We start from the raw sequence: 25,686 nt of genomic DNA on the forward strand, positions 1-25,686 counted from the left end.
CGGCCGGGAGGCCGGGAGGCCGGGAGGCCGGGAGGCCGGGAGGCCGGGAGGCCGGGAGGCCGGGAGGCCGGGAGGCCGGGAGGCCGGGAGGCCGGGAGGCCGGGAAGTACCGGTAGGACCGGAAGCAGGGAAAGAAGCCGAAGAGCAGGAGGCGCCGGGCGGACTGGGAAGACCGGGAGAGCAGGAAGCATCGGGCGGGCGGCAGGACAGTACGCCCCGGGCGGACCCGCAGGACAGGACGCACCAGACGGACTGGCAGGGGTGATGAGGGTCAGTCCCTCGATGTGGTCTTCAGGGCCAGCCACAGTTCCATGCGGACGTCCGGATCGTCCAGGGAGCGGCCCAGGATCTCTTCGACCCGGCGCATCCGGTAGCGGAGGGTGTGCCGGTGGACGCCGAGGTCGGCCGCCGCCGCGTCCCACTGGCCGTGCCGCGACAGCCAGGCCCGCAGCGAGGCCACGAGGTCGCCGCGTCCGGTCGCGTCGTGCTCGCGCAGCGCCCGCAACAGCCCGTCCGCGAAGGCCCGCACCGCGTCGTCCGCCAGCAGCGGCAGCACGGATCCCGAGGCGAGCTGCTCGTGCTCGACCAGGACCCGGCCGCGCCGCCGCGCCACCGACAGCGCCTGCTCGGCCTGCTTGTACGCTGCGGCGGCCGCGACCGGCCCGGCCGGTGCGGACAGGCCGACGACCAGTCCGTCCTCGTCGCGGGCCGTCTGCTCGGGCCCGGCGGCGCGGGCGGCCTCCAGGGCGGCGGCGTACTCGCCGCACGCCGCCGCGGCGGCGCTGCCGTCCCCGGCCAGCACGACGAGGCGCTCCCCGTCGGGGACGACCAGGACGGCCTCCCCGGACCGGGCGGCGGCCGACTCCGCCACCTCGGCGAGAGTCGCGAGCGCGGCCCCCGTGCCGCCGGTCCCGGCCGGCAGGGCGTCGGACGCGACGGCCTGCCCGCGTGCAGGCCCGTCGGCGTGCGCCCGCGCCGCGGGCGCCGGGACCGACTCGGCGACGATCAGCCGGAACGGCGCGTCCAGCAGAGCGCCGTACAGTCCCCCGGCGACGGCGCGGGCGTGGTCGGGCTGGCCGGTGAGCAGCAGGCGCAGCACGGCCGCGCCGATCCGCTGCTCGGCGGCGTGCAGCGAGCGCGAGCGCTCGGTGACGAGGGTCAGCAGGGCGGCGGCGGAGTGCACCGCGTACCGCTCCGCGGTGCCCAGTGGAGCGGCGGTGCCGACGGCGAGCGCGGCGCGGGGGCGGCGGCCGGTGCCGAGGGAGTGCAGTTCGATCCGGTCCTCGGCCTCCGGTCCGCCGGCGACGACCGCGCTGGCGGGCGCGGGCCGGTCCCGCAGCCGTTCGACGTCGGCGGTGATCCGGGCCGCTCTGCGGCCCGCCCACTCGGGTGCGGCGGCGACGACGGCGCCCGAGGCGTCGTAGAGGGCCGCCCAGCCGTCGACCTGGGCGGCGAGCGCGGCGAGCAGCCCCTCGGGGCCGGCGTTCAGCGCGTGCTTGGTCAGCTCCCGCTGGGCGGCGAAGCCCGCGGTGACCGAGCGGTACTGGTCGGCGGCGATGGCGGCGGAGACCGCCTTGCTGATGGCGAGGAAGGGGGTGCGCCGGGGCACCTCCAGCAGGGGCAGGCCCTCCTCTTCGGCCGCGTCGAGCAGCGCCTGCGGGATCTCGTCGTAGTTGACGCCGACCGCGAAGCCGAGCCCCACCACTCCGGCGCCGACCAGCCGCTTCACGTAGCGGTGCATGGCCTCGGGGTCCTCTGCGTCCAGTTTGAGCGCGGTGACCAGCAGCAGTTCCCCGCCCTCCATGTAGGGGACGGGGTCGGCGAGTTCGCTGACGTGCGCCCAGCGGACGGGCACGTCCAGGCGGTCCCCGCCCGCGCGCACGGTCAGCTTGAGCGCGGAGTGGTGGACGAGCGAGGCGAGCGTCGGGGGCATCGGGCCTTCAGGGCTGCGGGGTCTCAGGGCGGGGACGGGAGAGAAGGAGAAGGGGGGCGAGCGGGGCGAGGGGGCGCGGAGAACTCGGGGCGCGCGCTGATGCGTGAGGGGGCGGGAGCGCGTCCGGGGACGCGTGGCGAGGCGATGAGGAAGGGCGATCTTTGGCCGCCGCGTATGAACGGCCTCTGTCGATTCTGCCTCACTGTACGGTCCCCGCGCGCCGGGGCGTCCACACGGTCGGCCACGCGGCCGCGTACGCCGGGCGTGTGGCAGGGCGGCCTCCGGCCGGACGTCCGGGCGGGGGTGGGCGCGCCGCCCCTGGCCGGGCGGGGGGGCACGCGGCCCTGGCCGGGCGCTCGGGCGCTCGGCTGGCGCCCGGCAGGCGTCCGGCAGGCGTCCGGCGGGCGTCCGGCGGCCACCCAGCGCGCCCCCCGTCTGACGCGACCATGCGGCCCGGTGCCAGCCCCGCAAGCCCCCGGGCCCGGTGTTCAGCCCCGCAGGCTCACCAGGCCCGGTGCCAGCCCCGCAGGCTCACCAAGACCGGTGTGCGCCCCACAGAAGCACCACCCCCCGCGTCAGCCCCGCAGGTCCACCAGCAGCGGCGGCGCGTGCTCGCCCCGCACGCTGGTCAGCGACAGCACCGCGTGCCCCGGCGGGACCCGGTGGGCCAGCTCGGAGGCGGACCAACGCTCCCGCTCCACCTGCTTGGTGGTCACCGCGTCGGTGGTCACCGCCCGTCCGGTGAGCAGCTTGCGCAGGGCGTGCAGGGCCCGGGTCATCGGCTGGGCGGCGAAGACGGTGTGCTTCGCGACCTCCGTCGTCTCCACCCATTCGGTGCCCCAGGCCTGTGCGAACCGGCTGCCGTCCCAGGTGGTGATCCCGGCCAGCGTCATCCGGCAGCCGACGGCGCCCAGCAGCGGGCCGTGCAGGGGCTCGGGGACGTCGGCGAGGGTGCGCAGCGCGAGGACGACCCCGGCGTGGTGCGCGCGCAGCCGCTGGACGCGGCGCACCGACTCGGCGGTGACGCACCCGGTGGCGTCGTCGAGGACCAGGCAGGCGAAGTGCGGGCGCCCGCCGTCGCGGGTCACGGCGTGGAACTGGGCGAGGACCAGCCGGGTGAGCAGCCGGTTGGCCTCCTCGTGTCCGCGTTCGGGCAGGTCGACGCGGACCCGCAGCGGGTGGTGGGCGACGGCGCGCAGCGAGAACGCCCTGCCGCCCGTCGCGGCGGCGCCGAAGAACGAGGCGAAAACCGGCCGGTCGAGCAGGGCCAGCCGGCCGGCCAGGGCCGGCCCGACGTCGGCCGCGCCGCCCGCCTGCCGCATCCGGGCGTCGAGTTCGCGGCGCATCGCGGCGTGCCGGTCGGTCAGGCCCGCACGCAGAGCGGCCAGGGCGCCCGGGTCGCCCTCCAGCAGCTCGCGCAGCTCGGGCAGCGGCGGGAAGCGGCCGTGCACCGCGCGGTAGGGGCCGAGGAGCTGGGCGAGGGCGGTGGCGGCATGCGGGCCGCTCACGGTGTCGAGGTCCCCGACCAGGGCCTCGGCGAGGAACGCGGCGGCCTCGTCGGGGTCGTCGGACTCCGCGTAGGGGTCGAGGTCGTGGACGGAGGCCGGGTCTCCGAGGCGCACCACCACGTCGTAGGCCGCGTCCGCGCCGAGCGGCGCCCCGGCCGCGCCGACGGCGACGAGGGCGCAGCCCCCGGTGAGCGCCTGGAGCGCGAGCGCCTCCGCGACCGGCGCGGTGACGTGCCGGGTCTTGCCCGAGCCGGGCGGTCCGACCAGGAGCAGCGAGGCGCCCAGGGTGTCCGGCCCGACGGCGGCGCCCGCCCCGTGGTAGGCGCGGGGCGTCCGCTCCCCCGGCGTCCAGCGTCCGAGGCGCACCTGCCCTTCCAGCAGGTCGTGCGGTGCGGTGCGGCCCGGCAGGTCGCGGGCCCCGGACGGGTGGGTCCAGGCGGCCGCTCCCCCGCGCAGCACCGTGTCGGTGAAGGCGGCGAGCCGCGCCGCGCGCCGGGCCTCGCTCCACGCGCGCTCCACCCGGGCGCAGTCGACGTCGGTCATCCGCCCGGCGGCCACCTCGGCGGTGAGCAGGTCGGCGGCCTGGTGCTGCCCGGCGTGGCGCAGGGCGGGCCACTGCGAGCGGGGCAGGTCCGCGACCGGGGCCGCGGCCGGACCGGCGGCCGCCCCCGGGCGGGCGGCGATCTTCTTGGCGTACGTCCACCAGCCGCCGACACGGGCGAAGGGCCACAGGACCAGGGCGGTGACGAGCGCGTACAGGGCGAGGGTGAGCAGCGGCACGTGGAACAGCTCGTAGCCGCCGGGGATCAGCAGGATCAGGGCGAAGACGTAGTCGAAGAGCGGCAGCGGGTTGCCGCCGCCGGAGACGTCGCCGGAGTAGAGGAGGATCACCACGACGACGGCGCCGAGGGCGGCGAGCCGTGCCCGCGCGGGCTGCGGGCGGTCGGCGAGGAACCGTGACACCACGGACCAGCCGCCCAGGCGCCCCACGGCGAACACGAGCACGAGGAAGAAGACGCCGTCGTAGACGACCGCGGCCTCGCTGCCCTGATCGGTCCTGGGCGCGTCGGTGCCGCTCCACCACCAGTCGGCGGGAGTGAGCATCCTCAACGGCACCCGCTCGTAGGGCACGGCGCCGTGCAGCCACAGGACCCATACGAGCAGGCCGGCGGCCAGTGGGATGAGCAGCCCGGCCAGCGCCATGGGCGGCAGCCGGTCGGCGGCGTCCTTGGGCGGACGGTGACCCAGGCGCCAGATACCGGTCGCGGCGGCCGGACGGGGGGCGTCGAGCCAGTCGGCGACGGGGTTGCGCGGCGCGGGCGGCCGGTACCGGTCCTGCTCCCAGGCGCCCGCCTTCTCCGCCGCGCCCGCCCCGGTCCACGCGCCCGCCGCGCCCGCCCCGGCCCAGGCGCCCGCCGCACCCGTCGCATCCACCGCACCCATCGCATCCGGCACGCCCGCCGCATCCGGCACGCCCGGCGCATTCGGCGCACCCGGAGCATGCGGCGAGCCCGCCTCGGCCCACGCGCCCGCCGCATCCGGCGGCCGCGCGGGCCGGGGCGGCGCCGCGGGGGCGTCCCGCGGCGGCGCCGGGCGCGGCACCGGGTGCGCGTGCTGCGGGCGCGCGCCCCGGGCGTCCTGCGTTCCGTCGTCCATCTCCCGTGCCCCCTGGCCAGCCGTTCCGTGCACCGTCAGCGAGTCAATCTAACGCTCGCGCAAGGGGAGTTCACCGACGGCGCGGCGAGCCGCGCCAGCGGACGGTCCCGTCCCCGGCGCGCCCGCCCGCCCCCCTCTCTGTCCACCGCGGACAAGGGTGAGCGCGGACAACGCCCACATGGAGCATGCCCACGCCGCGGCCATCGACCTAACCTGCGAGAAAAGAAGGAATCGCGTCCCCTACGCCCCCGCGCGCACGACACGCAAGATCTCACCAGGGAGCCCCCCATGACCGCACTTGAGCAGCAGCGCCGCGTCGTCACCGCCATCCCCGGCCCGAAGTCGCAGGAGCTGCAGGCCCGGCGCACGGCCGTGGTCGCGCAGGGCGTGGGCTCCACGCTCCCGGTCTTCGTCGCACGTGCCGGCGGCGGCATCGTCGAGGACGTCGACGGCAACCGCATCATCGACTTCGGCTCCGGCATCGCGGTGACCTCGGTCGGCGCCTCCGCCGAGGCCGTCGTCCGCCGCGCCTCCGCGCAGCTCGCCGACTTCACCCACACCTGTTTCATGGTCACCCCCTACGAGGGCTACGTGGCCGTCGCGGAGGCGCTGGCCGAGCTGACGCCGGGCGACCACGCCAAGAAGTCCGCGCTGTTCAACAGCGGCGCCGAGGCGGTCGAGAACGCCGTCAAGATCGCCCGCGCCTACACCAAGCGGCAGGCGGTCGTCGTCTTCGACCACGGCTACCACGGCCGTACGAACCTGACCATGGCGCTCACGGCGAAGAACATGCCGTACAAGCACGGCTTCGGTCCGTTCGCCCCCGAGGTCTACCGCGTTCCGGTGGCCTACGGCTACCGCTGGCCGACCGGCCCGGAGAACGCGGGCCCGGAGGCCGCTGCGCAGGCCATCGACCAGATCAGCAAGCAGGTCGGCGCGGACAACGTGGCCGCGATCATCATCGAGCCGGTGCTCGGCGAGGGCGGCTTCATCGAGCCGGCCAAGGGCTTCCTGCCCGCGATCCGCCAGTACGCCGCGGACAACGGCATCGTCTTCGTCGCCGACGAGATCCAGTCCGGCTTCTGCCGCACCGGCCAGTGGTTCGCCTGCGAGGACGAGGGGATCGTCCCCGACCTGATCACCACGGCCAAGGGCATCGCCGGCGGCCTCCCGCTCGCCGCTGTGACCGGCCGCGCCGAGATCATGGACGCCGCGCACGCGGGCGGCCTCGGCGGCACCTACGGCGGCAACCCGGTGGCCTGCGCGGGCGCGCTCGGCGCGATCGAGACGATGAAGGAGCAGGACCTCAACGCCAGGGCGAAGGACATCGAGGCGCTCATGAAGGCGCGCCTGACCGCCATGGCCGAGAAGTTCGACGTCATCGGCGACGTCCGGGGCCGCGGCGCGATGATCGCCGTCGAGCTGGTCAAGGACCGCGCGACCAAGGAGCCGCACCCCGAGGCGACCGCCGCGCTGGCCAAGGCCTGCCACGCTGAGGGCCTGCTGGTCCTGACCTGTGGCACCTACGGCAACGTGCTCCGCTTCCTGCCCCCGCTCGTCATCGGCGACGACCTCCTGAACGAGGGCCTGGACATCATCGAGCAGGCGTTCGCGCGCATCTGAGCGCGGTGTTCGCACAGGTGACGGATTCAGGGGCAGGGCATGTGAAGAACGTGTGCGGGGAGGATGGCGGGATGCCCGTCCTGCTGTCCTCGGGCCCCCGGCTGCCGTAGGTTCTGTTCCAGATGAGAGATACACCCGCCCACGGGTGACCGTGGGCGGCATCAGGCCGCGGCCTCCCCAGCTTCGACCTGGTTCGTGCCTCGCGCACACCGACCGGCGCCCTCGGGCTCCGGGTCTCCTCACCGATCGGACGGTCGCTCGCCCCACACCCCCCGGGGCGCGCGACGTTCCGTATCGGACGGTCGCTGACGTGGAACGGCCGTTTCTCTCCGACGGGCCGGCGCGGATCCCCCCTCTTGCGCCGGCCCTTCGGCATGCCGGGACTCTGCGAAGCTGGGCCCGTGCCGACCCACCCCGACCCCGCTCCGCACCACGACCCCGCCCCGCAGTCCGCGCCCCCGGCCGCCCCGTCCGGGCGCCGCGACCGGCGGCGAAGCGGGTTCCTGCTCTCCCTCGCCGTGCTGCCCGCCGTGCTCTTCGCGGTGATCACCTGGCAGGTGGCGGCCTCCGGCCCGCTCCTCGGGCTGGACCGGAGCGTCAGCCACGCCCTGCTGGTCCCGGACCGCACCGGGCAGTTTCTCGCCGACCTCGGCGACGCGACGGTCGCCGTGCCGGTCCTGGCGGCCGCGCTCGTCTGGGCGGCGCGGCGGGCGCGCGCCGCGGGCGCGGCCCGCTGGTGGGCGGCGCCCCTGGCCGCGGCCGTGCTGACGGCGCTGCTGCCCGCGCTGGTCGTGCCGCTCAAGGAGTGGACCGCGCGGCACGGGACCGCGGTGATGCCGCCCGGGGTCGGGTACTACCCCTCGGGGCACGCGGCCACCGCCGGCGTCGCCTACGGCGCCGCGGCCCTGGTGCTGCGCCCCGTGCTGCGCGGCGCCCGCGCACGGCGCGCCGTGGTGGGCGTGTGCGCGGCGCTGGTGCTGGGCGTCTCCTACGGGCTGGTGCGGCGCGGCTATCACTGGCCGCTGGACGTGGTGGCCAGTTGGTGCCTGTGCGCCGTGCTGCTGACGCCGCTGCTCGCCGTCGCCGGGCCCGTCCTCCGGCGCGCCCGCCCAGGGTCCGGATGACCCGCCGGCGGCGGGCGCCCGGGGCGGCCGCGGGACGGGGGCCGCGCCGCCCGCGTCAGCCGTCCTCCTCCGCCGTCCTGGCCGCCGCCTCGTGCATCGCCATCTCCAGCAGCGCGGGATCGGTCAGGGTGCCGGAGCCGTCCGGCGGGATCAGCCAGCGCACCGTCCCGGCGGTGCGCCCCGGGCAGGGGACCACGATCCAGACGCCGGGTCCGGCGCTGCGGACGCCGGTGCCCAGCCAGCGCGCCGCCGTGCCCGGCGGCACCAGGAAGCCCAGCCGCGCGTCGCCGAAGTCGGCCAGCACCGGGCCGACCTGGTCCAGGACGCGGGTCAGCACGTCCAGCGTGGGGTAGCCGAGGTCGCCCGGCAGGATGAGGACGTCCCACGCCTTGCCCGCGGGCAGCAGCGCGGGGGCGTGCGGGTCGCGCTCCCACTCCCGGCGGCAGGCCCGGGGATCCGGTGCGACGGATGCCAGCCATTCGACCGCCGTCTTCGCACGCGTCATGGAAAGACCTCCCTGTCCCGTCCTGCTTCCGTTCCGGACGCGGGCGGCGTCCACGACGAGAGAGGGAGGTCCCCGCGGCGCATTACGCGGGTCCGGGCGCCCCGATGGAGTGAACCGGCGCGCAGCCGGGGCGGGAGGCGGCCGCCCCGCGCCGTTCAGGCGAGCGCCCCGCGCCGGTTCAACTGTCGAAGCCCAGGCCCAGCCGGTCCATCGAGCGCAGCCACAGGTTGCGCCGGCCGCCGTGCGCGTCCGCCCGCGCCAGCGACCACTTGGTGAGGGCGATGCCGGTCCAGGCGAACGGCTCCGGCGGGAAGGGCAGCGGCTTGCGGCGCACCATCTCCAGTTCGGTGCGCTCGGTGCGCTCTCCGGCGAGCAGGTCGAGCATCACCTCGGCGCCGAAGCGGGTCGCCCCGACGCCCAGGCCGGTGTACCCGGCGGCGTACGCCGTCCTGCCCTGGTGGGCGGTGCCGAAGAACGCGGAGAAGCGCGAACAGGTGTCGATCGCCCCGCCCCAGGCGTGGGTGAAGCGGACGCCCTCCAGTTGCGGGAAGCAGGTGAAGAAGTGCCCGGCGAGCCGGGCGTACGTCTCCGGGCGGTGGTCGTACTCGGCGCGCACCCGGCCGCCGTAGGGGTAGACGGCGTCGTAGCCGCCCCACAGGACGCGGTGGTCGGCGGTGAGCCGGAAGTAGTGGAACTGGTTGGCGCTGTCGCCGAGTCCCTGGCGGTTCTTCCAGCCGATCGACGCCAGCCGGTCGGCGGTGAGCGGCTCGGTCATCAGGGCGTAGTCGTAGACCGGGACGGTGTACGGGCGGACCCGTCTGACCAGGTTGGGGAAGACGTTGGTGCCGAGCGCGACCCGGCGGGCGCGGATCCGGCCGTAGGGGGTGCGGACCGCCATGCCGGCGCCGGACGGCTTCAGGGCGAGGGCGGGGGTGTGCTCGTAGATCCGGACGCCGAGCCGGAGGCAGGCCCGCTTCAGGCCCCAGGCGAGTCTGGCCGGGTGGACCATGGCGACGCCCCGGCGGTCCCACAGGCCGGCCTCGAAGGTGGGCGAGGCGACCTGTTCGCGGACCGCGTCCCGGTCGAGGAACTCGGTGTCCGCGGCCAGCCCGTTCCGTTCCAGCTCCGCGTGCCGGTCCTTCAACTCCCTTGCCTGGTAGGGCTCGGTGGCGACGTCGATCTCGCCGGTGCGCTCGAAGTCGCAGTCGATGCCGTGGCGGACGACCGCGGCCTCGATGGCGTCCAGGTTGCGGGCGCCCAGGTTCTGGAGGGCGTGGATCTCGCCGGGCCAGCGGGTGAGGCCGTTGACCGGGCCGTGGGTCAGGGAGGCGGCGCAGAAGCCGCCGTTGCGGCCGGACGCGGCCCAGCCGGCCTCGCGGCCCTCCACCAGGACCACGTCCCGCTCCGGGTCGCGTTCCTTGGCGATCAGCGCGGTCCACAGCCCGCTGTAGCCGCCGCCGACGACCAGCAGGTCGCGGGTCTCCTCGGCGGTGAGGGCGGGCTCGGGGCGGGGGCGGCCGGGGTCGTCCAGCCAGTACGGGACCGGCTGGGCCTCGGCCAGGGACGTCGTCCAGTCGGTGCGGCTCATGGCGTTCGGGGCCATGATCTCAGCTCCCTACGGGGGTCTTTCGGTCAGGCCCGGTGCTTGGTGCGGCGGTCGGCGAGGGCCATGGAGGCCAGGGTGAGCAGGACGGCGACGACGAACATGGCCGTCCCGATCACGTTGATCTGCACGGGCGTTCCGCGCTGGGCCGATCCCCACACGAACATGGGGAAGGTGACGGTGGCGCCCGCGTTGAAGTTGGTGATGATGAAGTCGTCGAAGGAGAGCGCGAAGGCGAGCAGCGCGCCGGCGGCGATCCCGGGGGCCGCGATCGGCAGCGTGACCCGCAGGAACGTCTGGAACGGCCCGGCGTACAGATCCTGCGCGGCCTGTTCCAGCCTCGGGTCCATCGACATCACGCGGGCCTTGACGGCGGTGACGACGAAGCTGAGGCAGAACATGACGTGGGCGATCAGGATGGTCCAGAAGCCGAGCTGGGCGCCCAGGTTGAGGAACAGGGTGAGCAGCGAGGCGGCCATGACGACCTCGGGCATCGCCATCGGCAGGAAGATCAGCGAGTTCACCGCGCCGCGGGCGCGGAAGCGGTAGCGGACCAGCGCGAAGGCGATCATCGTGCCCAGGACGGTGGCGCCGAGGGTGGCCCACACGGCGATCTGGAGGCTGATCGACAGCGAGCCGCACAGGTCGGCGACGCCGCAGGGGTCCTTCCACGCGTCGGTGGAGAACCGCTGCCACTGGTAGTTGAAGCGGCCCTTGGGGCGGTTGAAGGAGAAGACCGTGACGACGACGTTCGGCAGCAGGAGGTAGCCGAGCGTGCACAGTCCGGCGAGGACGACGAGACGGCGCTTGAGCCAGGTGACGACGGCCATGTCAGACCAGATCCTCCGTCCCGGAGCGGCGGATGTAGACGGTGACCATGACGAGGATCGCCGCCATCAGGAGAAAGGAGAGGGCCGCGGCGGTCGGGTAGTCCAGGACGCGCAGGAACTGCGTCTGGATGACGTTGCCGACCATGCGGGTGTCGGTGGAGCCGAGCAGGTCGGCGTTGACGTAGTCGCCGGCGGCCGGGATGAAGGTCAGCAGCGTTCCGGAGACCACGCCCGGCATGGACAGCGGGAAGGTGACCTTGCGGAAGGCGGTGAAGGGCTTGGCGTACAGGTCGCCCGCCGCCTCGTGCAGCCGGCCGTCGATGCGCTCCAGCGACGTGTAGAGCGGCAGGATCATGAACGGCAGGAAGTTGTAGGTCAGCCCGCACACCACGGCGAGCGGGGTGGCCAGCAGGCGGTCGCCCGCCGTCCAGCCCAGCCAGTCGGTCACGTCCAGGACGCCCAGGGCGTGCAGGGCGCCGACGACCGGGCCGTCGTCGGCCAGGATCGTCTTCCAGGCCAGGGTGCGGATCAGGAAGCTGGTGAAGAACGGCGCGATCACCAGGACCATGATCACGTTGCGCCAGCGGCCCGCCCGGAAGGCGATCAGGTACGCCAGCGGGTAGCCGAGCAGCAGGCACAGGAACGTCGCGGCCGCCGCGTACAGGACCGAGCGCAGGAACTGCGGCCAGTACTGCGACAGCGCGTCCCCGTAGGTCGCGACGTGCCAGGTGACCTTGTAGCCGTGCTCCAGGGAGCCGGTCTGCACGGACGTGGACGCCTGGTAGACCAGCGGCAGGGCGAAGAAGACGACCAGCCAGAGGATGCCGGGCAGCAGCAGCCAGTACGGGGTGAGGCGGCCCCGGGCGCGCGGCGGCCCCGGCTCGGGGGCGGCGGGCGCGAGCGGGGGCGGCGCCTCGGCGGTGACGGCCATCAGGCGGCCTCCTCCTCGTCGGAGCGCACGCCCGCGCCCGCGTCCTGTCCGGCGTCCAGGCCGAAGGTGTGGGCGGGGCTCCAGTGCAGGACGACCTCGGCGCCGGGCGTGAGCCGGGGGTCGCGGTCGATGTTCTGGGCGTAGACCTCGAAGCGCGAGCAGACGGGGCTGTCGACGACGTACTGCGTGCTGACGCCGAGGAAGCCGGCGTCGGCGATCCGTCCGGTGACGCGGTTGCGGCCCTCGGGTATCGCTCCGGCGTCGTCGGCGTGGGTGAGGGAGACCTTCTCCGGGCGCACGCCCGCCAGCACCCGGCCGCCGGCCGCGGCCGGCGCCGCGCACCGGGCCCGGGGCAGGAGCAGCTTGCCGCCGCCCGCGGTGAGCACGATCTCGTCGCCGCTCGCGGAGTCGACCTCGGCCTCGACGAAGTTGGAGGTGCCGAGGAAGTTCGCGACGAACGTGGTCCGCGGGTTCTCGTAGAGGTCGGCGGGCGAGCCGAGCTGCTCGACCCGGCCCGCGTTCATCACCGCGATCGTGTCGGCCATGGTCATGGCCTCCTCCTGGTCGTGGGTGACGTGCACGAAGGTGATGCCGACCTCGGTCTGGATGCGCTTCAGCTCCCCCTGCATCTGGCGGCGCAGCTTGAGGTCCAGCGCGCCGAGCGGTTCGTCGAGCAGCAGCACCTTGGGGTGGTTGATCAGGGCGCGGGCCACGGCGACGCGCTGCTGCTGGCCGCCGGAGAGCTGGTGCGGCTTCTTGCGCGCCTGCTCGCCGAGCTGGACCAGGTCCAGCATCTCCTCGACCTGCTTGCGCACACCGCTCCTGACGCCGCGCCGGCGCAGGCCGAAGGCGACGTTCTCGAAGACGTCCAGGTGCGGGAAGAGGGCGTAGGACTGGAAGACCGTGTTCACCGGCCGCTTGTACGGCGGCAGGCGGGTCACGTCCTGGTCGCCGAGGAAGACGGCGCCCTGGGTGGGCTCCTCCAGGCCGGCGATCATGCGCAGGGTGGTGGTCTTGCCGCAGCCGGAGGCGCCGAGCAGGGCGAAGAAGGCGCCCTGCGGCACGGTGAGGTCCAGCGGGTGGACGGCGGTGAAGCCGCCGTAGCGCTTGCTGATCCGCGAGAGGCGGACGTCGCCGCCGCGGTCCGTCGTCGCGTCTGTCGTCGTCTTCATCGTCACGCCCCTGTGAGCTTCGCGAACTTCTTCTCGTAGGCCGTCGCTTCCGTCTCGCTCAGGGCGCGGAAGGAATGAGATTTGGCCGCCGTCTCCTTGGTGGGGACGATCAGCGGGTTCTCGGCCGCGGCGGGGTCGATCTTCGCCAGGTAGGGCTTGACGCCCGCGACGGGAGACACGTAGTTGACGTAGGCGGCGAGCGCGGCGGCCTGTTCGGGCTGGTAGTAGAAGTCGATGAGCCGTTCCGCGTTCTGCTGGTGGCGCGCCTTGCGCGGGATGAGCAGGTTGTCGGTGGACGTCATGTAGCCGCTGTCCGGGATGACGTAGTCGACGTCCGGGCTGTCCGCCTTGAGCTGGACCACGTCGCCGCCCCAGGCGACGCAGGCGGCCAGGTCGCCCTTGGCGAGGTCGGAGGTGTAGTCGTTGCCGGTGAAGCGGCGGATCTGGCCGTCGTCCACGGCCTTCTGGAGGCGGGCGACGGCCGCGTCGTAGTCGTCGGCGGTGACCGTCGCCGGGTCCTTGCCCATGTCGAGCAGGGTCATGCCGATGCTGTCGCGCATCTCGGACAGGAAGCCGACCCGCCCCTTGAGGCGGGGGTTGTCCAGGAGGTCGGAGACGGACTTCACCTCGACGCCGTCCAGCGCCTTCTTGTTGAAGGCGATGACGGTGGACACGCCCTGCCAGGGGTAGGAGTAGGCGCGTCCGGGGTCCCAGTCGGGGCTGCGGAACTGGTCGGCAAGGTTGGCGAAGGCGTGCGGCAGGCGGGCCGGGTCGAGTCTCTCCGCCCAGCCCAGGCGGATGACGCGGGCGGCCAGCCAGTCGGTGAGGACGATGAGGTCCCGGCCGGTGTCCTGGCCCGCGGCGAGCTGCGGCTTGATCTTGCCGAAGAACTCGTCGTTGTCGTTGATGTCCTCGGTGTACTCGACGCTGATGCCGGTGCGCCGGGTGAACGTCTCCAGCGTCGGGTGGTGCTTGCCGCCGGCGTCGACGTCGATGTACTCGGGCCAGTCGGAGAAGGCGACGGTCTTCTCCAGGGCCGAGTGGTCCTCGCTCGCGGCGCCGCCCCGCGTCGTGCCGGCCGCGGGGATGCCGCAGCCGGTCAGCGCGCCGAGTCCGCCGGCGGCCAGCGCCCCGACCGAGGAGGCGCGCAGCAGGGACCGCCGGGTGAGGGCGGCCCGGCCGCCCCGGAAGCTGCGCCGTACGGCGGCGGCCTGCGCCGCCGGCCGGCGATCGGGCTCGTACTGCTCCATGCGCGTGGTGCCCTTTCGGAAGGGTTCGCCCTGGTCACGGGCCGGGTTACGGCTGCCTGTCCCCGAAGATCGTGCGGTGCCAGTCCTTGCGGGCCACCGCGGTGTTGTCGAACATGACGTGTTTGATCTGGGTGTACTCCTCGAACGAGTACGCGGACATGTCCTTGCCGAAGCCGGAGGACTTGTGTCCGCCGTGCGGCATCTCGCTGACGATCGGGATGTGGTCGTTGACCCAGACGCACCCGGCCTTGATCTCGCGGGTGGCGCGGCCCGCCCGGTAGACGTCGCGGGTCCACGCGGAGGCGGCCAGCCCGTACGGGGTGTCGTTGGCGAGCCGGACGCCCTCGTCGTCGTGGTCGAAGGGCAGGACGACCAGCACCGGGCCGAAGATCTCCGCCTGGACGATCTCGCTGTCCTGCGCGGCGTCCGCGACCAGGGTGGGCCGGTAGTAGGCGCCGTGCTTCAGCGCGCCCTGCGGGGCCTCGCCGCCGGTCACGACGCGGGCGTGGGAGCGGGCCCGGTCGACGAAGGCGGCGACCCGGTCGCGCTGCGCGTGCGAGATCAGCGGGCCGAGGTCGGCGCCGTGGGCGAACGGGTCGCCGAGCCGGACCGTCTCCATCAGCGCGGCCGTCCGCTCGACGAACGCCTCGTACAGCGGCCGCTGCACGTAGGCGCGGGTGGCCGCCGTGCAGTCCTGGCCGGTGTTGATCAGCGCGCCCGCGACGGCGCCGTGCACCGCGGCCTCCAGGTCGGCGTCGTCGAAGACCACGAACGGGGCCTTGCCGCCCAGCTCCAGGTGGAGCCGCTTGACGCCGCCTGCGGCGATCTCGGCGACGCGGCGGCCGACGGCGGTGGACCCGGTGAAGGAGATCATGGCCACGTCCGGATGCCCGACCAGGCGCTCGCCCGCGGCCTTCCCGGTCCCGGTGACGACGTTGACCACACCGTCCGGGATTCCCGCCTCGGTCGCGGCCTGGGCGAACATCAGCGAGGTCAGCGGGGTCAGCTCGGCGGGCTTCAGGACGATCGTGTTGCCCGCGGCGATGGCCGGGAGGATCTTCCAGGCGGCCATCTGGAGCGGGTAGTTCCACGGCGCGACGGCGCCGACCACGCCGATCGGCTCGCGGCGGACGTAGGAGGTGTGGTCGCCCGAGTACTCCCCCGCCGACTGGCCCTGGAGACCGCGGGCGGCGCCCGCGAAGAAGGCGGCGTTGTCGACCGTGCCCGGCACGTCGAACTCGCGGGTCAGCTTCAGCGGCTTGCCGCACTGGAGGGACTCCGCGCGGGCCAGGTCCTCGGCCTGCTCGGCGAGCACGCGGGCGAGGCGGTGCAGCGCGTCGGAGCGCTCGCCGGGCGTGGCGCCCGCCCAGCCGGGGAACGCCTCGCGGGCGGCGGCGACCGCGGCGTCGACGTCCTCGGCGCCCGCCAGCTCGTAGGCGAGGACGTCCTCGCCGGTGGCCGGATCGACCACGCGGTGCGTGCGGCCCGAGCCGCCCCGGGTCAGGCGTCCGGCGATGTACTGCGCGCCGTCCGCGAAGCGGTCCTGTGCGGGGAATCGCTCCGGGGGCGCGGCGCCCGGCTTGTGCATGTCGCTCTCCTCTGCCGACGCCCTGGTGTCCACAGCGGCGGCTGGCGTAGCTCCAGCTCGATATGAGTGTCGATCCTGACAGAGCAACAGGGTGTCAACAAGTGATTCCGTTGTTGCCTTTTGGTTACGCGACGGAATCTGTCGACCAGATGTCAAGCCCACCGCGAGAAGGCAGTACGGACTGTCCGTGGCGCCTGCGACACTCGCGTGCATGGGTTCCGCACGGCGGCGGGCGCGCGGGCCTTGTGGTGGGGCGGGTGCGAAGGCTCAGCGCGGTGGCATGCCCGAGGGCGCTGGGCTGGGGCGGGCGCGCGGGCGTGGCGTTCGGCGGCGCGTGGGGTGCGCCTACGATGGCTGTGCTCATTCGATCAGCCGATCACCCGCGTCGTGCCCGCTTCCGGGGCCCCGGCGCCGTTCCGGGAGGGACCTCTTGACCGAGCAGCACGCACCCCGCGATCCGCACGCCTTCATCGCCGGGTTGCCCAAGGCCGAACTGCACGTCCACCACGTCGGCTCCGCCTCCCCCCGGATCGTCTCCGAACTGGCCGCCCGGCACCCGGACTCCAAGGTGCCCACCGACCCCGAAGCCCTCGCCGACTACTTCACGTTCACGGACTTCGCCCACTTCATCCAGGTGTACCTGTCCGTCGTCGACCTGGTCCGCACCCCCGAGGACGTCCGCCTGCTGACGTACGAGGTGGCCCGCGACATGGCCCGCCAGCAGGTCCGTTACGCCGAGCTGACCATCACGCCGTACTCCTCCGTACGCCGCGGCATCGACGAACGCGCCTTCATGGACGCCGTCGAGGACGCCCGCAAGGCGGCCGAGGCCGACTTCGGCACCGTGCTGCGCTGGTGCTTCGACATCCCCGGCGAGGCCGGGCTGCGGTCGGCGGAGGAGACCGTCCGGCTCGCCACCGACGACCGGCTGCGCCCGGAGGGACTGGTGTCCTTCGGCCTCGGCGGACCCGAAGCAGGCGTGCCGCGCCCCCAGTTCAAGCCGTATTTCGACCAGGCCATCGCCGCCGGGCTGCACTCGGTCCCGCACGCGGGCGAGACGACCGGGCCCGAGACGGTCTGGGACGCGCTGACCGAGCTGCGCGCCGAGCGGATCGGCCACGGCACCAGCTCCGCCAGGGACGAGAAGCTGCTCGCGCACCTGGCCGAGCACCGCATCCCGCTGGAGGTCTGCCCGACCTCCAACATCGCCACCCGGGCCGTCCGCACCCTCGACGAGCACCCCCTCAAGAAGTTCGTCGAGGCCGGCGTCGTCGTCACGGTCAACTCCGACGATCCGCCGATGTTCGGCACCGACCTCAACGCCGAGTACGCCACCGCCGCCCGGCTGCTCGGCCTGGACGAGCGGGGCATCGCCGAGCTGGCCAAGAACGCGGTGCACGCCTCCTTCCTGGACGCGGGCGGCAAGGCGCGCATCGCCGACGAGATCGACGCCTACACCGCGCGCTGGCTCGCGCCCTGAACCCCGCGCGCTGGCTCGCGCCCTGAACCCCGCGGCGGGAAAGGCAGCGGACACAATGGGGGCCATGCAGACCGTGACCGCCGTAGGCCACCGCGGCGACCCCTACCGCTTCCGCGAGAACACGATCCTCTCCCTCCGCTCCGCGCTCAACCAGGGCGCGGACGCGGTGGAGATCGACGTGCGGCTGACCCGAGACGGCGTCCCGGTGCTCCTGCACGACGACTCCCTGAAGCGGTTGTGGGGCCACGACCTGCCGCTGCGCTCGCTGTCCGCCGAGGAGGTACGGGACCTGACGGCGGGCGGGGCGCCCACCCTGGTGGAGGCGCTCTCCGCGACGGAGGGCAGCCGGGTGATGGTCGACCTGCCCGGCGCCCCCGATCCGCGCTCGGTGCGCCGGATCGTCGATGTGATCGGCGAGTGCGGGGCGCGGGACCGGGTGTACTACTGCGCGGGCGCCGAGACGATGCTCGCCGTGCGCGCGGCCGACTCCGCCGCCGAGATCGCCCTCACCTGGACGACGCTGGCGCCCCCGCGCGCCGCTCTGCTGGACGCGGTGCGCCCCCGCTGGCTGAACTGCCGCTTCGGCCTGGTCGACCGCGAACTCGCCGCCCGCGTCCACCGCGACGGCATGCTGCTGTCGGTCTGGACCCCCGACACTGGCCGCTCGCTGCGCCGCCTGATCCGCCTGGGCGCCGACTCGATCACGACGAACCGCGTCGGCCTGCTGTGCACGCTACGCGACCGCTGACGCCCGACCGCGGCCTGTACGGACCCGCCCCACACGCGCCGCGGCCCCGGACGGCCTGTGCTTCGTCCGGGGCCGCGCGCCGGCGCCGCCGCGCCGCTCACCTCACGCGTCGCTCACCTCACGCGTCGAGCGACGTCATCACGTGCTTGATGCGGGTGTAGTCCTCGAAGCCGTAGCCCGAGAGGTCCTTGCCGTAGCCGGACTTCTTGAAGCCGCCGTGCGGCATCTCGGCGACCAGCGGGATGTGGGTGTTGATCCACACGCAGCCGAAGTCGAGCTTCTTGGACATCCGCATGGCGCGGGAGTGGTCCTTGGTCCACACCGAGGAGGCGAGGGCGTACTCGACGCCGTTGGCCCACTCCACCGCCTGGTCCTCGTCCGCGAAGGACTGCACGGTGATGACCGGGCCGAAGACCTCCCTCTGCACGATCTCGTCGTCCTGCTTCAGACCCGAGACCACGGTCGGGGCGTAGAAGTAGCCCCGCTCGCCGACCTGGTGGCCGCCGGCCTCGACCTTGGCGTGGGCGGGCAGCCGCTCGATGAACCCGGCGACCTGCTGGAGCTGGTGGGGGTTGTTGAGCGGACCGAAGAGCACGTCCTCGTCGTCCGGCAGGCCGGTCTTGGTGTCCTCGGCGGCCTTGGCGAGCGCGGAGACGAACGCGTCGTGGATCGCCTCGTGCACCAGCACGCGGGTGGCGGCCGTGCAGTCCTGGCCGGCGTTGAAGAAGCCCGCGACCGAGATGTCCTCGACGGCCTTGTCGATGTCGGTGTCCTCGAAGACGACGACCGGCGCCTTGCCGCCCAGCTCCAGGTGGACCCGCTTGAGGTCCTTGGAGGCGGACTCGGCGACCGACATGCCGGCGCGGACGGAGCCGGTGATGGAGGCCATCGCCGGGGTGGAGTGCTCGACCATCAGGCGGCCGGTGTCGCGGTCGCCGCAGACGACGTTGAAGACGCCCTCGGGCAGGATCGAGCCGACGATGTCGGCGATCAGGACCGTGGAGGCCGGGGTGGTGTCCGAGGGCTTGAGGACGACCGTGTTGCCCGCCGCGATCGCCGGGGCGAACTTCCACACGGCCATCATCATCGGGTAGTTCCACGGCGCGACCTGGGCACAGACGCCCACCGGCTCGCGGCGGACGATGGACGTCAGCCCCTCCATGTACTCGCCGGCCGAACGGCCCTCCAGCATCCGCGCCGCGCCCGCGAAGAAGCGGATCTGGTCGACCATCGGCGGGATCTCCTCGGTGCGGGTCAGCCCGATCGGCTTGCCCGTGTTCTCCACCTCGGCCGCGATCAGCTCCTCGGCCCGCTCCTCGAACGCGTCCGCGATCTTCAGCAGCGCCTTCTGCCGCTCCGCCGGAGTGGCGTCGCGCCAGCCCGGGAAGGCCGCCGCGGCCGCCGCCATGGCGGCGTCGACGTCCGCCTGACCGGACAGCGGCGCGGTCGCGTACGCCTCGCCCGTCACGGGGTTGACCACCTCGGTGGTCCGTCCGTCGGCGGCGTCCCGGAACTCGCCGGCGATGTAGTTGCGTAGCCTGCGCAGCCGTGCCAGCTCGGTGCTCACTGCCGGCCCTCCTGGTCTGGTTCTAGATGTCCGATCGCTGAGACACCACCCTAGTCCGCCCGCCCGCGTTCTCAACACCCCCGACCCGGCCCCTTCTGCGAAATCCGTATCTCAAGGTCACCCAGACAACGAATTTCATTGAATGAGGGTTGCGACACGGTTGAGACGTCGTGCACAGTGAGGGCGTGGCCAGTCGAAGCGCAGAGCAGAGGGACTCCTCCCGCGAGTCCCGCAACGGGAGCGGCACCCCCCAACTGGACGCCGTCTCCCTCGCGATCATCGAGCAGCTTCAGGAGGACGGCCGCCGGCCGTACGCGGCCATCGGCAAGGCCGTCGGGCTCTCCGAGGCGGCCGTGCGCCAGCGCGTGCAGAAGCTGCTCGACCAGGGCGTCATGCAGATCGTCGCCGTGACGGACCCGCTCACCGTGGGGTTCCGCAGGCAGGCGCTGGTCGGGGTGCATGTAGAGGGCGACGTCGACTCCGTGGCGGACGCGCTGACCGACATGCCGGAAGTCGAGTACGTGGTGATGACCGCGGGCTCGTTCGACGTCCTCGCCGAGATCGTCTGCGAGGACGACGACCACCTGCTGGACGTCATCAACAAACGCATCCGGGCGCTGCCCGGCGTGCGCTCCACCGAGAGCTTCGTCTACCTCAAGCTCAAGAAGCAGACCTACATGTGGGGAACCCGATAACCGTGAGCCAGGACCTCAGCCGCACCGCGTACGACCACCTGTGGATGCACTTCACCCGCATGTCCTCGTACGAGAACTCCCCCGTGCCGACCATCGTGCGCGGCGAGGGCGCCTACGTCTTCGACGACAAGGGCAAGCGCTACCTGGACGGCCTCGCGGGCCTGTTCGTGGTGCAGGCCGGGCACGGCCGCACGGAGCTGGCCGAGACCGCGTTCAAGCAGGCGCAGGAGCTGGCGTTCTTCCCGGTCTGGTCCTACGCCCACCCCAAGGCCGTGGAGCTGGCCGAGCGCCTGGCCCACCACGCGCCGGGCGACCTGAACAAGGTCTTCTTCACCACCGGCGGCGGCGAGGCCGTGGAGACCGCCTGGAAGCTCGCCAAGCAGTACTTCAAGCTGACCGGCAAGCCCGCCAAGCACAAGGTCATCTCCCGCGCGGTCGCCTACCACGGCACCCCGCAGGGCGCCCTGTCCATCACAGGTCTGCCGAGTCTGAAGGCCCCGTTCGAGCCGCTGGTGCCGGGTGCGCACAAGGTTCCCAACACCAACATCTACCGCGCCCCGCTCTTCGGCGACGACCCGGAGGCGTTCGGCCGCTGGGCCGCCGACCAGATCGAGCAGCAGATCCTCTTCGAGGGCCCGGAGACCGTCGCCGCTGTGTTCCTGGAGCCGGTGCAGAACGCCGGCGGCTGCTTCCCGCCGCCGCCCGGCTACTTCCAGCGGGTGCGCGAGATCTGCGACCAGTACGACGTGCTGCTCGTCTCCGACGAGGTGATCTGCGCCTTCGGCCGCCTGGGCACGATGTTCGGCTGCGACAAGTTCGGCTACGTGCCGGACATGATCACCTGCGCCAAGGGCATGACCTCGGGCTACTCCCCCATCGGCGCGTGCATCGTCTCCGACCGCCTGGCCGAGCCGTTCTACCAGGGCGACAACACCTTCCTGCACGGCTACACCTTCGGCGGCCACCCGGTCTCCGCCGCGGTGGGCCTGGCCAACCTCGACCTGTTCGAGCGCGAGGGGCTGAACCAGCACGTCCTGGACAACGAGTCCGCGTTCCTGTCCACCCTCCAGAAGCTGCACGACCTGCCGATCGTCGGCGACGTCCGCGGCGCCGGCTTCTTCTACGGCATCGAGCTGGTGAAGGACAAGACCACCAAGGAGACCTTCGACGACGAGGAGACCGAGCGCGTCCTGTACGGCTTCCTCTCCAAGGCCCTGTACGACAACGGCCTGTACTGCCGCGCCGACGACCGCGGCGACCCGGTCGTCCAGCTCGCCCCGCCGCTGATCTCCACCCAGGAGACCTTCGACGAGATCGAGCAGATCCTGCGCGCGACGCTGACGGAGGCGTGGACCAAGCTGTGACCGCGCCGGACGGTCCCGGACGGGGTGAGCGTCCCGCACGCTGCCGGACACGGTGAGCGTCCCGGGCGCGTACCTCCGATCAGATGATCATCACCGGCTCCGGCGCCGTCCGTTCGAGTGGGAAACGGCGGCCCGGGGCCGCGTGGCGTCCGGCCTGCCCGCCTCGGCTGCCTAGCGTGCCACGTGACCGATCGGGTCCGCCTTCGTTCCCCCGTACGGGGGATGCGCGCGAGGGATTCCACGGACCCGCACGGCAACCCCCGCGGCATTCCTGCTCCGAACCGAGGTGTACGCCATGGTGGCCCCGCCGGACGACGAACTGCTCTGGGCACGCGCCCTGCACTACACCCACGACGACGGCTCCCCCGCGCTCGGCGGCGTCTCGCTCGGCGTCCGCGAGGGCGAGATCCTCGCCGTGGCCGGACCGCGCGGCAGCGGCAAGACGACCCTGCTGCGGTGCCTGTCCGGCATGCTGCGGGTGCGCCAGGGCGAGGTGTGGTTCAACAGCGCCCCCGTCCACACCCTCGGCCCGCTGGCCCGCGAACGGCTGCGCCGCGACCGGTTCGGCTGGATCGACCCCGTCCCCTCGCTGGTGCCCGAGCTGAACGTGTGGGAGAACGCCGCCCTGCCGCTGATGCTGCGCGGCACCGGCCGGCGCCGGGCCAAGGCGGCCGCCCTGGAGTGGCTGGAACGGCTCGACGTGGGCGAGCTGGCCCGCAGGCGCCCGCACCAGTTGCGGCAGGCCGAGCGGCAGCGCGTGTGCGTCGCCCGCGCGCTGGCGCCCGCGCCGACGGTGCTGTTCGCCGACGAGCCCACGGCCCCGCTGCACCGGGCCGACCGCGCCCACGTCCTGCGCACGCTCACCACGGCGTCCCGCTCCCACGGCATCACGGTCGTGCTGGCCACCCACGACGCGGAGACGGCCGCCCTGGCCGACCGCACGGTGCCGCTGCTCGACGGCCGGCGCGTGAAGACCGTCCACCTGCCGCCGACCGGCGACGCGACGGAAGGCCGGGCGGCGTGCTCGCTCTCCGTCTGACCCGCGTCGCGCGGCCCGCTGTCCAGCTCCGCCGGTGCGCGGTCGCGGCGGCCTCGGCGGGCACGGGCTTCCTCCTGCTGAGCAGCCTGGGCCACGCCCTGAGCCACCCGGACGACGCGCACGCCGCGCTGCTGCGGCTCTCCTGGTGCGCGGCGCCGCTGGCCGCGACCGCGTACCTGGCGGTCGCGGTGGCCCGCACCGACCCCGGCGTGCGCCCCCGCGCCGCCCTGTCCGCGCTCGGTCTCGGGCCCGGCCGGATGATGGCCGTCTCGGCGGTCACGACCGCGCTGTCCTGCGCCTTCGGCACACTGCTCGCGCTGCTGCTCTTCCTGCACCTGCGCGGCGACCTCGCGGCCCTGCCGCACGGCACGGCCCCTGGGTTCACGGCGGCGGGGAAGGGGCTGCCGGTGGCCGGGGTGCTGACCCTGCTGGCGACCGTCCCGTCGATCGCGTCGGCCGCCGTGGCGCTGACCCTGCGCCCCCGCGAGGACCGTGGCGGCGCGACGGCGCGGGGCGGCCGCACGGCGCGGCCCGCGGACGGCGAGCCGGCGCCGCGACCGCCCGCGGAACAGCGGGCCGCGGAGCCGGACGAAGCCCGCACCGGCAACGCAGCCGTCGCCGTCGCCGTCGTTGAACGGGGTGACGCCCGGACCGCGACGACCCCGGACGCCCCGGCGGACGGCGCGGCCGACGCCCGGGACGAGCGGGCCGCCCGGGAAGGAGACCCGCACCGCCCGCTCCCGCCGCACCGGGCCCCCACCGGCCTGCCCTGGGGCGTCGCCGTGCTCGCCGCCGGGCTCTGCGTCGAGGCGTACGCGGGCCGCGCTCCCGGCGCCCCCGCCGGCTCGGCCGCCGCGCTGCCCGGCGGCCTGGCCGCCGACTCCGCGCCGGTGCTCGTGGGCTGGCTGCTGACCGCGCTCGGACTGGCCCTCGCCGGACCCGGCCTGACGTACCTGTGCGGTCGCCTGCTCCAGGCGGCCGGGCCCGGGGCGGTCCGTCTGCTCGCCGGGCGGATCCTGATGGCGGAGGCGGGCCGGATCGGCCGCCCGCTGGGCGTCGTGTGCGCGGTGGCCTCGGGGGCGTACGCGCTGACCGCGCTGCACGACGACGGCGGCCGGTCGCTGCTCGGCCCGCTGACCGCCCTGGGCGGTGTGCTCGTAGCGGGCTGCACGCTGGGAGCGCTGCTCAGCGCGGCCGTGGAGGCGCGTCAGGCGCGCGCCGGGGCCCGGGACGCCCTGCGGCGGCTGGGCGCGCCCGCCTCGGCCCTGCGCCGCGCCGCCGCGCTGCGCGCCGCCGCCCTGCTGGTCCTCTTCGTCCCGCTCACCCTGGTGATCGCGGACCTGGCCGCGCTGCCCCTGGTCCGCTGAGACCTCAGCGGGCCGGGAGGCGACGGCCGGGAGGCGGCGGCCGGGAGAACGTCTCCTCGCCTCACGTCCCTCGCCCCCCCCGCCGGGGGCGGGGGACGGCCGGAGAGCGGGGGCGGCGGAAAAAGATCGCCGGGGCCGATGAGTTCGGCGCGCGGCCCCGGTCCATCTCTGCGACACACGCGGGCGCCGCGACCGGCGCGGCAGGGCCCGCACCTCGACGGGAGACCCACCGTGTACCAGCAGATGATCTTCGTGAACCTCGCCACCGCCGACGTGGCCGCGGCGAAGGAGTTCTTCACCCAGCTCGGCTTCTCGCTCAACCCGCAGTTCACGACCGACCAGTCCGCCTGCGTCGTGATCAGCGACACCATCGTCGTGATGCTGCTCGGCAAGGAGCACTACGCGGGCTTCACGAAGAAGGAGATCGCCGACTCCACCCGGACCAGCGAGGTGCTGCTCTGCCTGAGCGCGGAGAGCCGCGAGAAGGTCGACGAACTGGTGGACCGGGCCCTCGCGGCCGGCGGCTCCGCGAGCGGCGAGACGCAGGACTACGGGCACATGTACGGCCGCGCCTTCGACGACCTCGACGGCCACACCTGGGAGGTCATGTGGATGGACCCGGCGGCGGTGCAGAGCTGACCCGGAGGCCGGGGCGCCGGGGAGGTGACGCCGGTTCGCCGGTTCGCCCTCGTTTGACGGGATCGAGAAGACTGTCGACCCGTCAAACATCCCGGTGATTAACAAATAGGTAAAGTCAACGCCCTTGCGGGGCTCCTGCGTTGACACTTCTCACGGCTCGCTTATAGAACCAGAGCTTCCTGGGGGTGCTGGGGCGGCGCACTTCTCGTGGTGCGCGTCCGCCCCGACACCCCTGATCTCCCCCGCAAGTGCACCTCCCGTGAAGGGCGAAGTGGCCATCTTGTCCATATCACCGTCCCGTCGAACCGCTCGCGTCCTGGGCGTCGCCTCCGCGTCCGCCGCGTTCGCGCTCGGCTTCGCCGGCAACGCGCTCGCCTGCAACATCAGCGAGTTCTCCGCCGAAGCCACGTGCACCGGCGGCAAGGGCGCCATCGTCGTCACCGACAAGGACAGGTCCGGGACCGAGGCGACCGTCTCGGTGTTCCTGGAGAACAACGGCGCCGACGCCAAGATGATCGGCGAGAAGTCGGTCAAGGGCACCGCGGAGGGCGTCTCGGTCACGTTCGCCGAGGACTGGCAGCCGAACGCCGTCTACCGCGTCCACGTCAAGGCCACCGGCGGCCGGGTCGACGAGGACGTCAAGCCCAGCCTCACCGTCCCGTCCACCGCCTGCGCGACGAGCACGCCGAGCGCGCCGGCCACTCCGACGAAGCCGGCCAGCCCGACTCCGTCGGCCTCCACGGCGCCGTCGCAGAGCGGCGCCCCGGCGCCGGTCCCGTCCGCCTCGCAGAGCAGCGGCACCGCCCCGGCGGGCACGGTGAGCAACGCGCCGTCGCCCGCGGTCGGCGACTCCAACCTCGCCGAGACCGGCGCCAGCTCGAACACCGGCCTGATCGCCGGCATCGCCGCCGCGCTGGTCGTCGTCGGCGGCGGCGCGGTCTTCTTCGGCCTGCGCCGTCGCGGCGCCGGTCAGGGCCGCTGACGCTCCGGCACTCCGGCACTCCGGCAGGCTGACCGGCAGCGGCCCGTCCCCGACTCGGGGGCGGGCCGCTGCCGTTGCCTCC

The 25,686-nt window shown here is 73.8% G+C and carries 20 protein-coding genes; 10 read left to right on the forward strand and 10 right to left on the reverse strand.

The window, feature by feature from the left end:
• Positions 1-271 precede the first annotated feature (271 nt).
• Complete coding sequence (locus tag ABZ861_RS16940; protein ID WP_361630485.1) at positions 272-1,933, reverse strand: PucR family transcriptional regulator; 1,662 nt, start codon at positions 1,931-1,933, stop codon at positions 272-274.
• Between the two features lie 575 nt (positions 1,934-2,508).
• Positions 2,509-4,884, reverse strand: a complete 2,376-nt coding sequence (locus ABZ861_RS16945; protein ID WP_361630488.1) for an ATP/GTP-binding protein — start codon at positions 4,882-4,884, stop codon at positions 2,509-2,511.
• A gap of 501 nt (positions 4,885-5,385) precedes the next feature.
• On the opposite strand from ABZ861_RS16945, the gene gabT reads away from it, so the two are divergent.
• Together gabT and ABZ861_RS16955 are read left to right on the forward strand one after the other, a co-directional pair.
• The gene (gene gabT, locus ABZ861_RS16950; protein ID WP_361630491.1) at positions 5,386-6,720 is read left to right on the forward strand and encodes a 4-aminobutyrate--2-oxoglutarate transaminase; all 1,335 of its coding nucleotides are present in this window, start codon (positions 5,386-5,388) and stop codon (positions 6,718-6,720) included.
• A 503-nt stretch (positions 6,721-7,223) separates the two neighbouring features.
• Positions 7,224-7,844: a phosphatase PAP2 family protein gene (locus tag ABZ861_RS16955; protein ID WP_361631026.1), complete on the forward strand. Its 621-nt coding sequence runs from the start codon at positions 7,224-7,226 to the stop codon at positions 7,842-7,844.
• 55 nt (positions 7,845-7,899) lie between these two features.
• On the opposite strand, the gene ABZ861_RS16960 is transcribed toward ABZ861_RS16955, so the two are convergent.
• The 7 genes from ABZ861_RS16960 to ABZ861_RS16990 form a co-directional block, all read right to left on the reverse strand.
• Positions 7,900-8,349, reverse strand: coding sequence for a hypothetical protein (locus tag ABZ861_RS16960; RefSeq protein WP_361630494.1), 450 nt, complete (start codon positions 8,347-8,349; stop codon positions 7,900-7,902).
• Positions 8,350-8,527: 178 nt separating this feature from the next.
• The gene (locus tag ABZ861_RS16965) at positions 8,528-9,952 is read right to left on the reverse strand and encodes an FAD-dependent oxidoreductase (RefSeq protein ID WP_361630497.1); all 1,425 of its coding nucleotides are present in this window, start codon (positions 9,950-9,952) and stop codon (positions 8,528-8,530) included.
• A gap of 29 nt (positions 9,953-9,981) precedes the next feature.
• Entirely contained in the window at positions 9,982-10,782 is an 801-nt protein-coding gene (locus ABZ861_RS16970) for an ABC transporter permease (RefSeq protein WP_361630500.1), read from the reverse strand.
• A gap of 1 nt (position 10,783) precedes the next feature.
• Entirely contained in the window at positions 10,784-11,713 is a 930-nt protein-coding gene (locus ABZ861_RS16975) for an ABC transporter permease (protein WP_361630503.1), read from the reverse strand.
• Positions 11,713-12,885 carry an ABC transporter ATP-binding protein gene (locus ABZ861_RS16980; protein WP_361630506.1) on the reverse strand — a complete coding sequence of 391 codons (1,173 nt, stop codon included), beginning with the start codon at positions 12,883-12,885 and terminating at the stop codon, positions 11,713-11,715. Before ABZ861_RS16980 ends, ABZ861_RS16975 begins: the two co-directional genes overlap by 1 nt.
• A gap of 2 nt (positions 12,886-12,887) precedes the next feature.
• Entirely contained in the window at positions 12,888-14,135 is a 1,248-nt protein-coding gene (locus ABZ861_RS16985) for a spermidine/putrescine ABC transporter substrate-binding protein (protein WP_361630509.1), read from the reverse strand.
• A 46-nt stretch (positions 14,136-14,181) separates the two neighbouring features.
• A complete protein-coding gene (locus tag ABZ861_RS16990; protein ID WP_361630512.1) occupies positions 14,182-15,723 on the reverse strand; it encodes a gamma-aminobutyraldehyde dehydrogenase in 1,542 nt (513 codons plus the stop codon).
• Between the two features lie 430 nt (positions 15,724-16,153).
• Here ABZ861_RS16990 and ABZ861_RS16995 point away from each other — a divergent pair, with 430 nt between their 5' ends.
• Together ABZ861_RS16995 and ABZ861_RS17000 are read left to right on the forward strand one after the other, a co-directional pair.
• Positions 16,154-17,203 carry an adenosine deaminase gene (locus ABZ861_RS16995; protein ID WP_361630515.1) on the forward strand — a complete coding sequence of 350 codons (1,050 nt, stop codon included), beginning with the start codon at positions 16,154-16,156 and terminating at the stop codon, positions 17,201-17,203.
• Between the two features lie 64 nt (positions 17,204-17,267).
• Positions 17,268-17,951, forward strand: coding sequence for a glycerophosphodiester phosphodiesterase (locus ABZ861_RS17000; protein ID WP_361630518.1), 684 nt, complete (start codon positions 17,268-17,270; stop codon positions 17,949-17,951).
• 118 nt (positions 17,952-18,069) lie between these two features.
• Here the strand turns inward: ABZ861_RS17000 and ABZ861_RS17005 are convergent, their stop codons facing one another.
• On the reverse strand, positions 18,070-19,518 hold the full coding sequence (locus tag ABZ861_RS17005) for a gamma-aminobutyraldehyde dehydrogenase (protein WP_361630521.1): 1,449 nt from the start codon (positions 19,516-19,518) through the stop codon (positions 18,070-18,072).
• Positions 19,519-19,688: 170 nt separating this feature from the next.
• Here ABZ861_RS17005 and ABZ861_RS17010 point away from each other — a divergent pair, with 170 nt between their 5' ends.
• The 6 genes from ABZ861_RS17010 to ABZ861_RS17035 all read left to right on the forward strand — a co-directional run bounded on the left by ABZ861_RS17010 (position 19,689) and on the right by ABZ861_RS17035 (position 25,604).
• Positions 19,689-20,213, forward strand: a complete 525-nt coding sequence (locus tag ABZ861_RS17010; protein WP_361630524.1) for an Lrp/AsnC family transcriptional regulator — start codon at positions 19,689-19,691, stop codon at positions 20,211-20,213.
• On the forward strand, positions 20,198-21,577 hold the full coding sequence (locus ABZ861_RS17015; protein WP_361630527.1) for an aspartate aminotransferase family protein: 1,380 nt from the start codon (positions 20,198-20,200) through the stop codon (positions 21,575-21,577). Before ABZ861_RS17010 ends, ABZ861_RS17015 begins: the two co-directional genes overlap by 16 nt.
• Before the next feature lie 295 nt (positions 21,578-21,872).
• Positions 21,873-22,616, forward strand: a complete 744-nt coding sequence (locus ABZ861_RS17020) for an ATP-binding cassette domain-containing protein (protein WP_361630530.1) — start codon at positions 21,873-21,875, stop codon at positions 22,614-22,616.
• The gene (locus tag ABZ861_RS17025) at positions 22,598-23,983 is read left to right on the forward strand and encodes a hypothetical protein (RefSeq protein ID WP_361630533.1); all 1,386 of its coding nucleotides are present in this window, start codon (positions 22,598-22,600) and stop codon (positions 23,981-23,983) included. Before ABZ861_RS17020 ends, ABZ861_RS17025 begins: the two co-directional genes overlap by 19 nt.
• Positions 23,984-24,214: 231 nt before the next feature.
• Positions 24,215-24,622: a VOC family protein gene (locus tag ABZ861_RS17030; RefSeq protein WP_361630536.1), complete on the forward strand. Its 408-nt coding sequence runs from the start codon at positions 24,215-24,217 to the stop codon at positions 24,620-24,622.
• Between the two features lie 286 nt (positions 24,623-24,908).
• Positions 24,909-25,604, forward strand: a complete 696-nt coding sequence (locus ABZ861_RS17035; RefSeq protein ID WP_361631029.1) for an LAETG motif-containing sortase-dependent surface protein — start codon at positions 24,909-24,911, stop codon at positions 25,602-25,604.
• Positions 25,605-25,686: the final 82 nt, after the last annotated feature.

Origin of the sequence: Streptomyces sp. NPDC046985, from assembly GCF_040644415.1 — a bacterium.
Classification (GTDB): domain Bacteria; phylum Actinomycetota; class Actinomycetes; order Streptomycetales; family Streptomycetaceae; genus Streptomyces.

Excerpts from the sequence above, each read along its gene's own strand:
- ABZ861_RS16960 (WP_361630494.1), bottom strand. The coding sequence starts at position 8,349 with ATGACGCGTGCGAAGACGGCGGTCGAATGGCTGGCATCCGTCGCACCG.
- ABZ861_RS16980 (WP_361630506.1), bottom strand. The coding sequence starts at position 12,885 with ATGAAGACGACGACAGACGCGACGACGGACCGCGGCGGCGACGTCCGC.
- ABZ861_RS17020 (WP_361630530.1), top strand. The coding sequence starts at position 21,873 with ATGGTGGCCCCGCCGGACGACGAACTGCTCTGGGCACGCGCCCTGCAC.
- ABZ861_RS16940 (WP_361630485.1), bottom strand. The coding sequence starts at position 1,933 with ATGCCCCCGACGCTCGCCTCGCTCGTCCACCACTCCGCGCTCAAGCTG.
- ABZ861_RS16975 (WP_361630503.1), bottom strand. The coding sequence starts at position 11,713 with ATGGCCGTCACCGCCGAGGCGCCGCCCCCGCTCGCGCCCGCCGCCCCC.
- ABZ861_RS16970 (WP_361630500.1), bottom strand. The coding sequence starts at position 10,782 with ATGGCCGTCGTCACCTGGCTCAAGCGCCGTCTCGTCGTCCTCGCCGGA.
- gabT (WP_361630491.1), top strand. The coding sequence starts at position 5,386 with ATGACCGCACTTGAGCAGCAGCGCCGCGTCGTCACCGCCATCCCCGGC.
- ABZ861_RS16945 (WP_361630488.1), bottom strand. The coding sequence starts at position 4,884 with ATGGGTGCGGTGGATGCGACGGGTGCGGCGGGCGCCTGGGCCGGGGCG.
- ABZ861_RS17000 (WP_361630518.1), top strand. The coding sequence starts at position 17,268 with ATGCAGACCGTGACCGCCGTAGGCCACCGCGGCGACCCCTACCGCTTC.
- ABZ861_RS16985 (WP_361630509.1), bottom strand. The coding sequence starts at position 14,135 with ATGGAGCAGTACGAGCCCGATCGCCGGCCGGCGGCGCAGGCCGCCGCC.
- ABZ861_RS16965 (WP_361630497.1), bottom strand. The coding sequence starts at position 9,952 with ATGGCCCCGAACGCCATGAGCCGCACCGACTGGACGACGTCCCTGGCC.
- ABZ861_RS16990 (WP_361630512.1), bottom strand. The coding sequence starts at position 15,723 with ATGCACAAGCCGGGCGCCGCGCCCCCGGAGCGATTCCCCGCACAGGAC.